Raw genomic sequence first — 15,127 nt, forward strand, 5'->3', positions numbered from 1 at the left:
CCGGTCCATGGGGCGGTGTTCCCCTCGCAGGAGGCTTCGCCCCCCGGCCCGGCCCAGCACACAGGACCGAGGAACGACTGAAGCAGGACCCCGCCGGCGCAGGGGGCGCTCCCCGCCGGACGAGGCCCCGCCGCCGTGCCGCGGGGAGCGGGTCAGCCCTGGGTGGCCGCGGCCCGCAGGGCGATGCGGTGCTCGCCCGCGTACACGTTCATGGAGGTGCCCCGCAGGAAGCCCACCAGCGTCAGCCCCGTCTCCGCCGCCAGGTCCACGGCCAGTGACGAGGGCGCCGAGACAGCCGCGAGCACCGGGATGCCCGCCATCACGGCCTTCTGCGCCAGCTCGAACGAGGCGCGCCCCGAGACCAGCAGGATCGTCCGGGACAGCGGGAGCAGGCCGCTCTGCAGGGCGCGGCCCACGATCTTGTCGACCGCGTTGTGACGGCCCACGTCCTCCCGGATGTCGAGCAGCTCGCCGTCCTCGGAGAACAGGGCGGCCGCGTGCAGGCCCCCGGTCCGGTCGAAGACCCGCTGGGCCGCACGGAGCCGGTCGGGGAGGCTCGCGAGCAGCTCGGGCTCGAGGCGGACCGGGGGAGCGTCACCGCCGTGCGTGTCGTCGACGGCCCAGCGGGCCGTCGTGCGGACCGCGTCCAGCGACGCCTTGCCGCACAGACCGCAGGACGACGTCGTGTAGACGTTGCGCTCGAGCGTGATGTCCGGGATCGCGACGCCCGGCGCCGTCTTCACGTCCACCACGTTGTACGTGTTCGAGCCGTCCACCGTGGCGCCGGCGCAGTAGACGATGTTCTGCAGATCCGACCGCTCCCCGAGCACTCCCTCGCTGACCAGGAAGCCCGCCGCGAGCGCGAAGTCGTCGCCCGGGGTGCGCATGGTGATCGCGAGCGGCTTGCCGTTCAGCCGGATCTCCAGGGGTTCCTCGGCGACGAGCGTGTCCGGGCGCGAGGAGAGAGCCCCGTCCCGGATGCGGATCACCTTGCGTCGTTCCGTGACTCGTCCCATGTCCCGTTCCCGATCAGTCCCGGTTCTGTACGTGCTGGTAGCCGAAGCGGCCCTTGATGCAGAGGTTGCCGTGCGTCACTGGGTTGTCGTGCGGCGAGGTCACCTTCACGATCTCATTGTCCTGCACGTGCAGGGTGAGGTTGCAGCCCACACCGCAGTAGGCGCACACCGTCGTCGTCTCCTCCTGCGCGGACTCGTCCCAGGTACCCGCCGCGCGCATGTCGAACTCCGACTTGAACGACAGCGCCCCGGTGGGGCACACCTCGATGCAGTTGCCGCAGTACACGCAGGCGGAGTCGGTGAGCGGAGCGTCGTGCTCGACCGCGATCCGGGCGTCGAAACCGCGGCCGGCCACCGAGATCGCGAAGGTGTTCTGCCACTGGTCACCGCAGGCGTCCACGCACTTGTAGCAGAGGATGCACTTGTCGTAGTCACGGACGTACAGCTCGTTGTCGATCTTCGGTTCCTCGTCGAGGCGGGCCGCGTCGGAGCCGAACCGGTCGGGCTTCGCCTCGTACTCCTTGATCCACCCGGCCACCTTCGGGGTGGTCGACAGATCGACCGAGGAGGCGAGCAGCTCCAGGACGACCTTGCGGCTGTGACGGGCCCGCTCGCTGTCGGTCCGCACCTCCATGCCCGCCTCCGCCTTGCGCGAGCACGCCGGGACCAGGGTGCGGGCACCCTCCACCTCCACGACGCACACCCGGCAGGCGTTCTTGGGAGTCAGCGTGTCGCCCTGGCAGAGCGTGGGCACGTCCTTCCCGGCGGCCCGGCAGGCGTCCAGGATCGTCGAGCCCTCGGGGACCCTGGCCTCCTGCCCGTCGACGGTGAACCCGACGAGCCGGCGCGGCACCCCCAGCGGTATCGCGGTCATTCGTAGGCCCCCAGACGGTCGATGGCGGATTCCACGGCGTTCCACGCGGTCTGTCCCAGACCGCAGATCGAGGCGTCCCGCATGGCCCGCCCCACCTCCCTCAGCAGGGCGATGTCGTCGGCCGCGGCGGCCCCGGTGCGCTCGACGATCCGGCTGAGCGCCTCCTCCTGACGCACGGTCCCCACCCGGCAGGGCACGCACTGGCCGCAGGACTCGTCACGGAAGAATTCGGCGATCCGCAGCAGCAGCCGGGGGAGGGGGACGGTGTCGTCGAAGGCCATGACCACGCCCGAGCCGAGCGTGGTGCCCGCCTCCCGGGTGCCTTCGAACGTCAGCGGGACATCCAGCTCGTCGGGGCGGACGAAGCCGCCGGCCGCGCCGCCGAGCAACACCGCCCGCAGCCCCTCCCGTACCCCCGCGAGCGTGAGCAGTTCACCGAGCGTGGCACCGAACGGCACCTCGTAGATCCCCGGCCGGGCCACACTGCCGGAGACGCAGAACAGCTTCGGACCGGTGGACCTGCCGGTGCCGACCGCCGCGTACGCCTCGGCACCCATGGTGAGGATCGGCAGGACGTTGACCAGCGTCTCCACGTTGTTCTCGACCGTGGGTTTGCCGAACAGACCCTTCTCCACGGGGAACGGCGGCTTCGACCGGGGCTCCCCCCGGTACCCCTCGATCGAGTTGAACAGGGCGGTCTCCTCACCGCAGATGTAGGCGCCCGCACCGCGCCGGATCTCGATGTCGAAGGCGTAGCCCTGACCGAGGACGTCGTCACCGAGCAGACCGCGCGCCCGCGCCTGCGCGATGGCGCGGCTCATGCGTTCCAGGGCGCGCGGGTACTCGCCGCGCAGGTAGAGATACCCCTGGTGCGCGCCGGTCGCGTACGCGGCGATCGTCATTGCCTCGACGAGCGCGTACGGGTCGCCCTCCATCACCACCCGGTCCTTGAAGGTGCCCGGCTCGGATTCGTCGGCGTTGCAGACGAGGTAGTGCGGATGGTCGGGCTGAGAGGCGGTGGCCTGCCACTTGCGGCCGGTGGGGAAGGCGGCGCCGCCGCGTCCCAGCAGACCGGAGTCGGTCACCTCGCGGATCACCCCGGCGGGGCCCAGCGCGAACGCCCGCCGCAGGGCCGTGTAGCCGCCGTGGGCCCGGTAGTCGTCGAGGGACGAGGGGTCGACGACACCGACGCGCCCCAGCAGGGTCAGCGACGCATCCCCCGCCTGGGGCACCGCCATGACGGCGGGAGGTTCCTCGGGCGCCGAGTCGGGCGAGCTCGCCGCGAGGACGGCGGCCTCGACGCTCGCGGGCGCCGACACCGCCGTACGCACCGGGTCCCCGGCCCTGATCGCCAGCGCGGCCGGGGCGCGCTCGCACAGTCCCAGGCAGGGACTGCGTTCGACGCTCACCCCACTGCCGAGCCCCAGCCGGGCCTCGACGCCCGCGCACAGCTCTGCCGCCCCCGCCGCCGCGCACGCCAGATCGGTGCACACGTGCAGGACCGTCGCCGGGCGGGGCTTGACGGAGAACATCGCGTAGAACGTGGCGACCCCGTACGCCTCGGCCGGCGGCACCGTCAGCCGCCGGCACAGATAGTCGAGGGCGCCCTCACTGATCCAGCCGACCCGGTCGTTGATGGCGTGCAGCCCCGGCAACAGCAGGTCCCGGCGGTCGCGCGCCTCCCGGCCGCCGCGCGCCCACCTCAGATCCACGGCCCTCATCTCGTCGCGGGCGGCACCCTCCCACGAGGAATCCGGAGGGCCGAGCAGGGCGTCCACCGCCGCCCGTTCGTCGTCCGTCGGTTTGCTGTCGCCGAAGTGCAGGTCCACCACATCACCTCACGTAGGTCGCCACGGGCAGCTTCTCGATCCGGATCGCCGACGCCTTGAACTCCGCCGTGCCCGCGATCGGGCAGTTCGCCTCGATGGTCAGCTGGTTGGTGTCCACCTCGTCGGGGAAGTGCATGGTCATGAAGGCGAGCCCGGGCCGCAGACCGGGGTCGACCCACACGGGCGCCACCACGGATCCGCGCCGCGACGAGACCCGGACCTCCTCGCCGACCACGACGCCGAAGGCCTCGGCGTCCTCCGGGCACAGCTCGACGTACTCTCCGCGCCTGAGCGGGGAGGCGAAACCACCGCTCTGCACACCGGTGTTGTACGAGTCGAGCCGCCGTCCGGTGGTGAGCCGGATCGGGTACTCCTCGTCGGTGAGGTCGACGGGCGGGTCGTGCTGGACGATCCCGAACGGCGCCCGCCTGCCCCGCTTCGCCGGGTCCGTCTCCCACAACCGGCCGTGCAGATAAGTCGGTTCGAGCCTGCCGGTGTCCGGGCAGGGCCACTGGATGCCCTGGTGCTCCTCCAGCCGCTCGTACGTCATCCCGTAGTGGTCCGGCGACACCGACCGCAGTTCGTTCCAGACCGCCTCGGCGTCCGCGTACTTCCAGTCGTGGCCGAGCCGGGCCGCCAGGTCGCAGATGATGTCGATGTCCTCGCGGGCCTCACCGGGCGGGGTGAGAGCGCGGCGGACGCGCTGGACCCGGCGTTCGCTGTTGGTGGTCGTACCGTCGGTCTCGGCCCATCCCGCGGTGGCGGGCAGCACGACGTCGGCCAACTCGGCCGTCCTGGTGAGGAAGATGTCCTGGACGACGAGGAAGTCCAGCTGCTCCAGTCGCCGTACGGCCTGCTCGCTGTCGGCCTCCGACTGTGCCGGATTCTCACCGATGCAGTAGACCGCCTTGAGCGTGCCCTCCTCCATCGCCTCGAACATCTCCGTCAGGTTCAGCCCGTAGTGGGGCTGGATGACGGTGTCCCAGGCGGACTCGAACTTCAGCCGCGTCTCGGGTTGGAGGATGTCCTGGAAACCGGGCAGCCGATTCGGGATCGCCCCCATGTCTCCGCCGCCCTGCACGTTGTTCTGACCGCGCAGCGGTTGCAGACCCGCCCCGTAGCGCCCCACGTGCCCCGTCAGCAGGGACAGGTTGATCAACGCCCGGACGTTGTCCGTCCCGTTGTGGTGCTCGGTGATGCCGAGCGTCCAGCACAGCTGGGCGCGCTCGGCGCGGGCGTAGGCGTGAGCCAACTCCCTTATGGCGGGCGCCGGCACACCCGTCACCTTCTCCGCGAGCGACAGCGTCCACGGCTCGACGAGCGCCCGGTACTCCTCGAAGCCGCTGGTCGCCCGCTCGATGAACGCATCGTTGGCCAGGCCCGCGTGGATGATCTCGCGGCCGATCGCATGCGCCATCGGGATGTCGGTGCCCACGTTCAGCCCCAGCCAGCTCTCCGCCCACTCGGCGGTCGACGTACGGCGCGGGTCGACGGCGTACATCCGGGCCCCATTGTGTATGCCCTTGAGCACGTGCTGGAAGAAGATCGGGTGTGCGAAACGGGCGTTGGAGCCCCACATCACGATGAGGTCGGTGTGCTCGATCTCCTCGTACGACGACGTCCCGCCGCCGGAACCGAAGGCGGCCGACAACCCCGCCACGCTCGGGGCGTGACAGGTCCGGTTGCAGGAGTCCACGTTGTTGGTGCCCATCACGACCCGGGCGAACTTCTGCGCCACGTAGTTCATCTCGTTGGTGGCGCGGGCGCACGAGAACATCCCGAACGCGCCGCGCGCCCTCCGCAACCCCCGGGCGGCACGGTCCAGCGCCTCGTCCCAGGTCGCCCGCCGGAACGGCTCGTCGCGGGAGTCCCGGACCAGGGGATGGGTGAGCCGGGTGTAGGTCTTCGGGGTCCGGTCGCGTTTCCTCGTGCGGGGTTCGTCTGCCTTCATGCGGCTTCCTCCGCCTTTCATGCCGCGCTCCGCAGCGCGAGCAGGTCCGAGATGGCGTGGACGGTGCGCAGGGTGGGCACCTCGATGCCGGTGATCTCCGCCAGCTCGACGACGGCGGCCAGCAGTACGTCGAGTTCCAGCGGCTTGCCGCGCTCCAGGTCCTGGAGCGTGGAGGTGCGGTGGTCGCCGACCCGCTCGGCGCCCGCAAGGCGCCGCTCGATGGAGACACCCACCCGGCAGCCCAGCGCCTGGGCGACCGCGAGCGTCTCGGTCATCATGATCTCGATGACCCGGCGGGTGCCGCCGTGCAGGCACATCTGCCGCATGGTGGCGCGGGCCAGCGCGCTGATGGGGTTGAAGGAGATGTTGCCCAGCAGCTTGAGCCAGATGTCGTTGCGCAGATCGGGCTCGACCGGGCACTTCAGACCGCCGTCCCGCATGGCCTCGCTGAACCGCACACAGCGTGCCGAGACACTGCGGTCCGGCTCACCGACGGAGAACCGGGTGCCTTCGAGGTGCCGTACGACTCCCGGTCCCGCCAGCTCGGTCGCCGCGTAGACGACGCACCCGACGGCCCGTTCGGGCGCGAGCACCGCACTGACCGCGCCGGCCGGGTCCACGCTCTCGACACGGTGGCCGTCGTACGGGCCGCCGTGCCGGTGGAAGTACCACCAGGGGATACCGTTCTGGGCCGCGACGACCGCCGTCGTGTCGTGCAGCAGTGGCTCGATCAGCGGCCCGCACGCCGCGTACGAGTTGGCCTTCAGGCCGAGGAAGACGAAGTCGACCGGGCCGATCTCGGCCGGGTCGTCGGTGGCATGGGCGCGCGCGGTGAAGTCCCCGCGCGTGCTGAGCACTTGCACTCCGTGCTGCCTCATGGCCGCCAGATGCGGTCCACGGGCGATGAGGTGCACATCGGCACCCGCGCGATGCAGCGCGGCGCCGACGTAGGCGCCGATCGCACCGGCGCCGAGAACTGCGACTTTCATACGAGGGAGCTCCGATCGGTCGAGGGGTACCGAGGAACTGCCGAACTCTGTCGACGAAATATTGTCTACAGTATGTGACTTGGGGCAGCAAGGTTTTGCGCAGCAGGGGTCTTCCCCACCCCCGGGGTCCACCGATCGGTGGACGGCAGGTTCAGCCTGACACCCCTGTCCGTCAACCGCCCTGACCGGCAAGGCTTTCTGGCATGAGCTCACTCACTGTCCGCACGGCACGCTGGAGTGCACGGCACCCCCTGGCGGGCGGTCGCCGGATGGCTCGTGTTCATGGTGCTGTGCCTGGTCGTCGGCGCTGCCGTCGGCACCGACAACATCGGCGAGATGACGCAGACCGGCTTCGTCCTGCGGCGGCCGTGCTCCTCGACGCCTTCGTCGCCCGCGTGATGGTGCTGTCGTCCGCCCTGCTCCTGCTCGGCGAGGCGACCTGGTGGCCGTCACGCGCGATGCGACGGGCACCGGCCACCGAGGGCAGAGCTGCCCACGGGCAGCCCGTGGTCGACGTACGTTGATCGGTATGACCACTCTCGCCGCGCCCTCTGCCGACCCCTTCTGGGCCGCTTCGCTGCGCCGCTGGAACACGGTGTGCTGGGTGCTGTTCGCCGCGATGGCCGTCGGGCTGGTCGCCATGGACCCGCCCGGCGGCACCAAGTTCGCGGCGTTCGCGCTGCTCGGCAGCGTGGTGCTGTGCTACGCGGTCCTCGACCGCTTCCCGGGCAATCCCGTGGTACGGCCGCACGTCTGCCTCTGCGTTCTGGTGCTCGCGCTGGGCGGGCTGGCGTATCTGGGCAGCAGCTACGCGGCGCTGTTCATGGTGACACTCCCGCACTACTGGATGTTCGGGCGGACACCGAGGGTGTCGATGGGCTTCCTCGGGCTGGCAACCGCCGTGACGTTGCTGAGTATTTGGTGGCGTCAGGGCTGGTCGGGGGAGTTCCTGGGGGAGACGGTGGTGTCCACCCTGATCGTGGTGGCCGTGGGGGTCCTGATCGGGCTGTGGGCACACTCGGTGGTCGCTCAGAGCACCGAACGTGCCCGGCTCATCGTGGAGTTGGAGCGGACCCAGGCGGAACTGTCCGAGGCGCACCAGCGTCAGGGCGCGGCGGACGAACGGGAGCGGATGGCACGGGACATCCACGACACCCTGGCGCAGGGGTTCGCGTCGATCGTCGTGCTCGCGGAGGCGGCCCGGGCGGGGCTCGCCTCCGATCCGGCACCCAGCGGCCGGCAGTTGCGCTCGATAGAGTCGACGGCCCGCGAGAACCTCGCCGAGGCACGGGAGTTGGTGGGCTCGGCACGGCAGCGGGGCGCGGCGGCGCCCGGATCCGTCGCGCGGACACTGCGCCGCATCCTCGACCGTTTCGCGGAGGACACCGGGACCCCCGCGCGCCCCCTCCTCCTCCGGATGTGCAGGCCCGGTGGCGGCTCCGGTTACGCGACGGCGCTGGCCGTTCCGTAGGCGCCGCCGAAGAAGTCGGTGTGGCCCGACCCGTCGTACAGCATGAGGTCCACGAACGCGCCCTCGGGGATGTCGAAGTCCAGGGTCGAGTAGTCCACGACCTCAGAGGTGCCCGGCGGGCTGAAGGTGCCGAGGCTGTGGGTGGTGCCGTTGTAGGCGTACTGGACGCGCACGTAGTAGGAGTCGCCGTCGTTCCTGGTGTCGTACACCCAGAGCTTCTCGTCATTGGGGTGGAACTCGACCTTGCCGATGAACCAACCGCCCTGGTACAGCTCCAACTTGACGGCGGTGCCGCCCGCGTCGTTCTGGAAGTAGGTGCCGTCGAACGGGTCACTGAGGTTCCCGCCGCTGCACGGACAGTCACTCGTTTGGTAGTAGTACCGGTTGACGCTCGGGTTCGGATCGTACGCCTGGGCCGGCGCGGCCAAGGCAAGCATGGCACCCACCAGCAGAACGACTCCCCCGACCAGTCCCGCTAACCGCCGTCTGAAGTGCATTCGGACTCCCTCCGCCTTCCGGGACGGTGGCGCTCAGCGCCCACCCTGTTCCGGACCGGTGCCCGCTGGTCCGGTCAATGAGATCCAGTATGGGATCCCGTCCGCTCTCCAGGGGGCCACTTCGGGCAGCCCGGCACTCGGGGGTCGGCTCCGGGCGCCGGAGAGGATCCGACCGCTCGTCCCGCCCCAACTACCGCTCACCGCACGCGGAATACCGCTCACCGCATACGGCCCGCGGGGGACGGCGGGCCGCCTTCCCAACGGAGCAACCGCTTCCTACCCTCCCGGATCATGAGCCCACCCCTCGCACCGCCCGGCTGGAGCCGCTGGCTCGTTCCCCCCGCCGCGCTCTCCGTCCACCTCTCCATCGGTCAGGCCTACGCCTGGAGCGTCTTCAAGCCGCCCCTCGAATCCGCGCTGGACCTCAGCGGCACCCAGAGTGCGTTGCCCTTCCAACTGGGCATCGTCATGCTGGGGTTGTCGGCCGCGTTCGGCGGAACCCTCGTCGAACGCAACGGCCCCCGCTGGGCCATGACCATCGCCCTGATCTGCTTCTCCTCCGGTTTCCTGATCTCCGCGCTCGGCGCCGCCACCGAGCAGTACTGGCTGATTGTGTTCGGCTACGGCTTCGTGGGTGGCATAGGGCTCGGCATCGGCTACATCTCACCCGTCTCCACGCTCATCAAATGGTTCCCGGACCGACCGGGCATGGCGACCGGCATCGCGATCATGGGGTTCGGCGGCGGAGCGCTCATCGCCTCGCCGTGGTCCGCGCGAATGCTGGACTCCTTCGGCGACGACCCCACCGGCATCTCGCTGGCGTTCCTGGTGCACGGTCTGACGTACGCCGTCTTCATGTCGCTCGGTGTGCTGCTGGTGCGGGTGCCCCGCAGTGAGAAGCCCGCCGGCGCGGCACCCGGCGCGGATGCCGGTCCGGCCGCGGACGCCGGTCCGGGCGCAGCAGCCGGTCCGGGCGCTGCTGCCGGACCTGCGGCCCTCCAGGGCGTCCAGGTCTCGGCCCGCAACGCCGTGCGCACCCCGCAGTTCTGGTGCCTGTGGGTGGTGCTCTGCATGAACGTGACCGCCGGCATCGGAATCCTGGAGAAGGCCGCGCCGATGATCACGGACTTCTTCGCGGACACCTCGACCCCCGTGTCGGTGTCGGCCGCCGCGGGCTTTGTGGCGCTGCTCTCGGCGGCCAACATGGCGGGCCGCATCGGCTGGTCGTCCACCTCCGACCTGATCGGCCGCAAGAACATCTACCGCGTCTACCTCGGTGTCGGCGCCCTGATGTACCTGCTCATCTCGCAGTTCGGCGACTCCTCGAAACCGCTGTTCGTGGTCTGCGCACTGGTGATCCTCTCCTTCTACGGGGGAGGGTTCGCGACCATCCCCGCGTACCTGAAGGACCTCTTCGGCACGTACCAGGTCGGCGCGATCCACGGCCGGCTGCTCACCGCCTGGTCACTCGCGGGTGTCCTCGGCCCGCTCATCGTCAACTGGATAGCCGACCACCAGGAGAGCGCCGGAAAGAGCGGCTCGTCGCTGTACGGGCTGTCATTCCTCATCATGATCGGGCTGCTGGTCGTCGGGTTCGTCGCCAACGAACTCGTCCGCCCGGTCGCCGCCCGCCACCACATCCCCGCACCCCGGGAGAGCAAGGAGAGCACCGATGTCCAGCAGCGACAGCAGTCCGCCTGACCGGCGGCCACTGATCGTCCTCTCCTGGCTGTGGGTGGGCCTCCCGCTCGGCTACGGGGTGTACGAACTCGTACGGAAGGCGACACAGCTCTTCACGGGATAGCCGTCGGCCGTTGCTCACGGGATGGCCGTCGGCGGTTCCTCGGGGGATGGCCGGCGGTCGTTGCTCACGGGATGGCCGTCGGCGGTTCCTCGGGGGATAGCCGTCGGCCGTTGCTCACGGGATGGCCGTCGGCGGTTCCTCGGGGGATGGCCGGCGGTCGTTCCTCGCGGTCTCAGCCGACGGCCTTCCCGATGAGCTCGACGATCCGTGCCTCGGTGGCGGCGGTCGCTCCGTAAGGGCATAGGTGGTGGGCCACATGGTGCCTTCGTCGAGCTTCGCCTGGTCGCTGAAGCCGAGCGTGGCGTACCTGGTCTTGAACTTCTGCGCGCTCTGGAAGAAGCAGACGACCTTGCCGTCCCTGGCGTACGCGGGCATCCCGTACCAGAGCTTGGGCGCAAGGTCCGGCGCGGTGGACCTGATGATCTCGTGGAGCCGCTGGGCGAGGACGCGGTCCGGGTCCGACATCTCGGCGATCTTCGCGAGCACGTCACTCTCCCCGTCCGCCTTGGCCTTGCGTGGGCTCCGCCGCGCGGACGCCTTCAGCTCCTGGGCGTGCTCCTTCATCGCTTGACGTTCCTCGGCCGTGAACCCGTCGAACTTCTCGTTGGACGTGGACGTGGTGGTGCTCTTGGCAGGCTTCCGCGTGTTCGTCATGGCGGGTTTCCCTTCGCGCACAGTTCGGTCGGAGATCTGAAGCGGGTGTGCTCTCGTACGGTCGTCGGTGGTGTCGTTCTCGTACGGGGATCAGCGGAGGTGTTCTCGTATCGCTGGTCAGTCGAGCCAGCGGCCGTCGCGCATGAGCTCGCGTCCCCGCAACTCGTCCTCCTCACGCCAGGCCTGGATGCGGCGCGGGGTGACACGGAACCAGCGGTAGGGCGTGGCCAGTGGGCGCGGGTCGAAGCCGGTGCGTGCGGCAAACCGCTCACCCCGCTGCCGAGGCAGGGCGTCGATCTCGAGGACCTCGACCTCGCCCTCGATCATGGACACGTCGCGGGTATGGCCCAGTGCCAGCCGAGTGGTCCGGGTGGCGGCCAGGTTCCTGCCGGTCGGACTGCCGGACGGGGTCGCCATCAACAGCGTTGCACCGTCCCAGTCGAAGGACAACGGCACCAGGTGCGGAGCGCCGTCCGGCGAGGCGCTGGCCACCCAGAGGTCGGTGTCGTGGGTGAGTCGATGTTCGGTGTCGCGGCGACGCCGAGCGCGGGGGCGCGGGCCGGCATCGGTCATGGTCGATCCTTTCGTCGTCGTCACGCCGGCAGGCTGAGCCCGGTGTTTGCGGCCGGCTTGATCGCGGTGGTCACAGACTCTCCCGGCCGGGGCACGGTCCGCCTCCGTGGTGAGCACGGAAACCGCCACGGAGACGGCCACGGACCACCACCGATGAACGGATAATGACGCGGTGTCCAGTCCAGCGATCTCGCCACGGGAAGCAGAAGTGCTCGCGCTGCTCGGGGAGCACCTCAGCAACGCGGAGATCTCCGCGCGGCTGTTCATCTCCGTGCGCACGGTGGAGTCACATGTTTCCGCACTGCTGCGCAAGCTCCAGGTGCCGGACCGGCGGGCGCTTTCCCGGCGCGCGGCCGACCTCGCACGCGCCGAGCAGTCGCACCAGGCACCCGGCCTCCCGGCACCCGGCCTCCCGGCACCCGGCCTCCCAGTACCCGGCCTTCCGGCACCAGCTCTTCCGGCACCGCTGACGGCGTTCGTCGGCCGGGTACTGGAGCGCGCGGAGCTGGCCGAGGCGGTGAAGAAGCGTCGGCAGGTGACCGCGGTCGGCCCGGGTGGGGTGGGCAAGACCCGGCTCGCGCTGGCGGTGGCGGCGGAGGTGGTCGGCGACTTCGCCGACGGGGTGTGGTTCGTCGATCTGGCCCCGATCACCGATCCGGGGCGGGTGGGGGCGGCGGTCGCGGCGGCCGTGGGCGTGGGCGAGCAGCCCGGGCTCGGTGTCGACGCGGCGGTGATGGCCGCGCTGGCGGACCGCGAGGCGCTGCTGGTGCTGGACAACTGCGAGCAGATACGCGACGGGGTGGCGCCGTTCCTGGAGCGGCTGCTGGTGGCCTGCCCGCGGTTGCGGGTGCTCGCGACGAGCAGGGCCCGGCTGATGGTGCCGTTCGAGTGGGTCTTCCCGGTTCCGCCGCTGTCGCGGGCCGGCGGCGACGAGTCCGATGCGGTGGCCCTCTTCATGGACCGGGCGGCGGCGGTATGCCGGCCGCTGGGCCCGGCCGTGAGCGAGGGGGTCGTGGCCATCTGTGAACGGCTCGACGGCATGGCGCTGGCGATCGAGCTGGCGGCGGCGCGGTGGCCCACACTCGGCCTGGACGGCCTCACGGCCGGCCTCTCCGACCAACTGCGGATCCTCACCGGCGGAGTCCGCGCCGATGGCAGGCACCGGTCGGTGCGCGCGGTGCTGGACTGGAGCTACGACCTGCTGGAGCCGCAGGATCAGGCATTGCTGCGCCGGGTGACGGTGTTCGCCGAGCCGTTCACCGCCGAGGCGGCCACGGCGGTGGCCGCCTTCGGCCCGCTGGATCCGGCCGAGGTCGCCGACGGGCTCGGACGGCTCGCCGAACAGAGCCTGCTCAGCGCGACACCGTCCCAGGCGGGCACCCGGTACCAGGCGCTGGAGACCATCCGCCAGTACGGCACGGAGCGGCTCGCCGAGACCGCTGAGCTGGTCGACATCCGATCCCGCCACGTGGATTGGTGCCTGGCCGGCGCGACCGCCCTCATGGGGGCCGGCGGCGCGGACTGGCGCGCCCGGTTCGACGCTCTGGCGGACGACCTCAGAACCGCCCTCGCCTGGGCCGCCGGCCGGCCCGAGCAGCGCGCGGACGCCCACCGTCTCGCCCTGTCCCTGGCCGAGCTGGCCTTCAACCGCAACCTGCTCGGCGAGGCCCAGCAGAGGTTCGAGCAGGCGGCCGCGCTCGCCGGTGGCGCCGGGCTCGCCGATGGTGCCGCGCTCGCCGATGGTGCCGGCCTTGCCGGTGGCGCCGGGCTCGGAGGTGATGCCGGGCTCGCCGGTGGTGCCGGGCTCGGAGGTGATGCCGGGCTCGCCGGTGGTGCCGGGCTCGGAGGTGGTGCCGGGCTCGCCGGTGGTGCCGGGCTCGCCGATGGTGCCGCGCTCGCCGGTGGCGCCGCGCTCGCCGGTGGCGCCGCGCTCGGAGGTGACGCCGCGGGTGCCCTTGCCGCCGCGGGCGCGGCAGCGCTGCGGGAGGCCGCGGCGCTGCGGGATGCTGCCGGAGTGGCCGGTTGCCGCAGGCTCGGCGACGACATGTTCCGCCTGCACCGTTCCGCCGCGGTGGCCGCCCGCCGGGCCGGTGACACGGCCGGCGCTTGCCGTGACCTGGCGGCCGCCGCCACCGTCGCGTACCGCTTCTCCACCACGTTCACGCGCATCCCCCCGGTGGAGGAGGTGACGGCCATGCTCGTGGAGGCTCGAGACTTGTCCGGCGACGATCCGGCCGCCGAGGCGGCTGTGGCGCTGGCCGAGGCGGCGGTGGTCGCGGACGCGTACGGCGCGCTGCAGGGAGCCGCGGAGAACACCGTGCAGGAGACGGTCGAGCGCGCCGAACGGGCCGTCGGACTCGCCCGGCGCGCGGGCGACCCGGTGGCGGAGTCCGCCGCCCTCGACGCGCTCTCCGGCGCCCGGAGCTGGGCCGGTGATGCCTTCGCCGTCGCAGGCGCCGCCCGGCGCCGGGTCGACATCCTGGCCTCCGTGCCGCCTGCCCCCGCCGGTACGCACGAGTTGATGGACGCCCTCGCCATGGCCGCCGGAACCGCCCTCGGTGTGGGGAAACTACCGGAAGCCCGACGGTGGGGCAGACAGCTCGCCGACCACCCGCTGCAGGCCGAGGCGGGCCACCACGCCACGTCCTGGATCCTGGTCGCGGACGCTTTCGCCGGCCATGCCGACGAGGTACTCACCCGCAGCGTCAGGTTCCTCGACGCGTGGGAGCAGAGTGGCCGGCAGCGATCGCTTTCCCTCGGCGCCGCCGCCGCGTCGGTCGCCATGGTCCACGGGCTGCGCGGCGACCACGACGCCCGGGCGACCTGGTTGGCGATCGCCGACCGGGCGGACACGGTGCCGGAGCACCGTCATGGCTACGGTGCGGTCCTCGACGCCATGTTCCTGCTCCACCACGGGGAGGTGGACGCCGCGCTGGAGCGGCTCGCGCCGAAGCCGGAGGAGGTGTGGAAGTGGGTGTGCTGGATCTGGCTGCACTGGTACGTGGCCCTCAGGGCAGAGGCGGCGGTACTCGCCGGGCACCCGGACGCCCGGGGCCGGATCGACGCCGCCCGGAGCCTGGTCGCCGGCAACCCGGTCGCCACCGTCCAACTGGACCGTGCGGAGGCGCTGTTGGACGGTGACCTGACGCGGCAGCTCGCCGCCGCGGCGGCGTTCGACGCGGCGGGCTGCCCCTACCAGTCGGCGCGCACACTGCTGCTCGCCGGGAACGGCCATGCAGCCACCGGCGCGGCGGCGCTCGCCGACCTGGGCCTCGCTCCCGGCTCCGGACGGGCGGAACAAGATCCGTCGAGCCGCGCCGCTGCGACGATGTTCGACATCCCTCCGCAGTCGATGTGACCGAAACGTGTGGTTCCTGTGCACGGACGCTGATGGAAGCCGACAATCCGCACGGCGCATTCCTGTGGCATCACCCTTCTTCGTACCCGTGAGTCACTGAGCAGAGTGGTG

The 15,127-nt window shown here is 71.2% G+C and carries 11 protein-coding genes and 2 pseudogenes; 5 read left to right on the top strand and 8 right to left on the bottom strand.

All coding sequences use genetic code 11. The features are described from left to right. Positions 1 to 152: 152 nt before the first annotated feature. From fdhD to EF387_RS25450, 5 genes are read right to left on the bottom strand one after another with little or no spacing between them, the layout of a single operon-like run. Complete coding sequence (fdhD, locus tag EF387_RS25430; protein ID WP_128378935.1) at positions 153 to 1,016, bottom strand: formate dehydrogenase accessory sulfurtransferase FdhD; 864 nt, start codon at positions 1,014 to 1,016, stop codon at positions 153 to 155. A gap of 13 nt (positions 1,017 to 1,029) precedes the next feature. Next, the gene (locus tag EF387_RS25435) at positions 1,030 to 1,890 is read right to left on the bottom strand and encodes a 2Fe-2S iron-sulfur cluster-binding protein (protein ID WP_128378936.1); all 861 of its coding nucleotides are present in this window, start codon (positions 1,888 to 1,890) and stop codon (positions 1,030 to 1,032) included. After that, entirely contained in the window at positions 1,887 to 3,719 is a 1,833-nt protein-coding gene (locus EF387_RS25440) for an NAD(P)H-dependent oxidoreductase subunit E (protein WP_128378937.1), read from the bottom strand. Before EF387_RS25440 ends, EF387_RS25435 begins: the two co-directional genes overlap by 4 nt. Before the next feature lie 4 nt (positions 3,720 to 3,723). Further along, positions 3,724 to 5,670, bottom strand: coding sequence for a molybdopterin oxidoreductase family protein (locus tag EF387_RS25445; protein WP_128378938.1), 1,947 nt, complete (start codon positions 5,668 to 5,670; stop codon positions 3,724 to 3,726). Positions 5,671 to 5,687: 17 nt separating this feature from the next. Next, on the bottom strand, positions 5,688 to 6,659 hold the full coding sequence (locus tag EF387_RS25450) for a 2-dehydropantoate 2-reductase (RefSeq protein WP_128378939.1): 972 nt from the start codon (positions 6,657 to 6,659) through the stop codon (positions 5,688 to 5,690). Between the two features lie 237 nt (positions 6,660 to 6,896). On the opposite strand from EF387_RS25450, the gene EF387_RS50115 reads away from it, so the two are divergent. Together EF387_RS50115 and EF387_RS25460 are read left to right on the top strand one after the other, a co-directional pair. Continuing rightward, entirely contained in the window at positions 6,897 to 7,058 is a 162-nt protein-coding gene (locus tag EF387_RS50115) for a hypothetical protein (protein ID WP_420802618.1), read from the top strand. 130 nt (positions 7,059 to 7,188) lie between these two features. Next, positions 7,189 to 8,049 (top strand): annotated as a pseudogene (locus EF387_RS25460) (sensor histidine kinase); the annotation flags it as partial. 53 nt (positions 8,050 to 8,102) lie between these two features. On the opposite strand, the gene EF387_RS25465 reads toward EF387_RS25460, so the two are convergent. Beyond that, positions 8,103 to 8,627, bottom strand: a complete 525-nt coding sequence (locus EF387_RS25465) for a hypothetical protein (RefSeq protein ID WP_128378940.1) — start codon at positions 8,625 to 8,627, stop codon at positions 8,103 to 8,105. 291 nt (positions 8,628 to 8,918) lie between these two features. Between EF387_RS25465 and EF387_RS25470 the strand changes: the two genes are divergently transcribed. Further along, entirely contained in the window at positions 8,919 to 10,328 is a 1,410-nt protein-coding gene (locus tag EF387_RS25470; protein ID WP_128378941.1) for an OFA family MFS transporter, read from the top strand. Beyond that, positions 10,300 to 10,431: an MFS transporter small subunit gene (locus tag EF387_RS49475; protein ID WP_274388956.1), complete on the top strand. Its 132-nt coding sequence runs from the start codon at positions 10,300 to 10,302 to the stop codon at positions 10,429 to 10,431. The genes EF387_RS25470 and EF387_RS49475 overlap by 29 nt, the downstream gene beginning before the upstream one ends. A 172-nt stretch (positions 10,432 to 10,603) precedes the next feature. On the opposite strand, the pseudogene EF387_RS25475 reads toward EF387_RS49475, so the two are convergent. Then, positions 10,604 to 11,085, bottom strand: a pseudogene (locus tag EF387_RS25475) (iron chaperone). 117 nt (positions 11,086 to 11,202) lie between these two features. Beyond that, entirely contained in the window at positions 11,203 to 11,658 is a 456-nt protein-coding gene (locus tag EF387_RS25480) for a pyridoxamine 5'-phosphate oxidase family protein (RefSeq protein WP_128378942.1), read from the bottom strand. Positions 11,659 to 11,830: 172 nt separating this feature from the next. Between EF387_RS25480 and EF387_RS48565 the strand changes: the two genes are divergently transcribed. After that, complete coding sequence (locus tag EF387_RS48565; protein WP_238431681.1) at positions 11,831 to 15,016, top strand: ATP-binding protein; 3,186 nt, start codon at positions 11,831 to 11,833, stop codon at positions 15,014 to 15,016. The last annotated feature ends 111 nt before the right edge of the window (positions 15,017 to 15,127 follow it).

It is taken from the genome of Streptomyces cavernae, from assembly GCF_004023625.1.
GTDB classification, from domain to species: Bacteria; Actinomycetota; Actinomycetes; order Streptomycetales; family Streptomycetaceae; genus Streptomyces; species Streptomyces cavernae.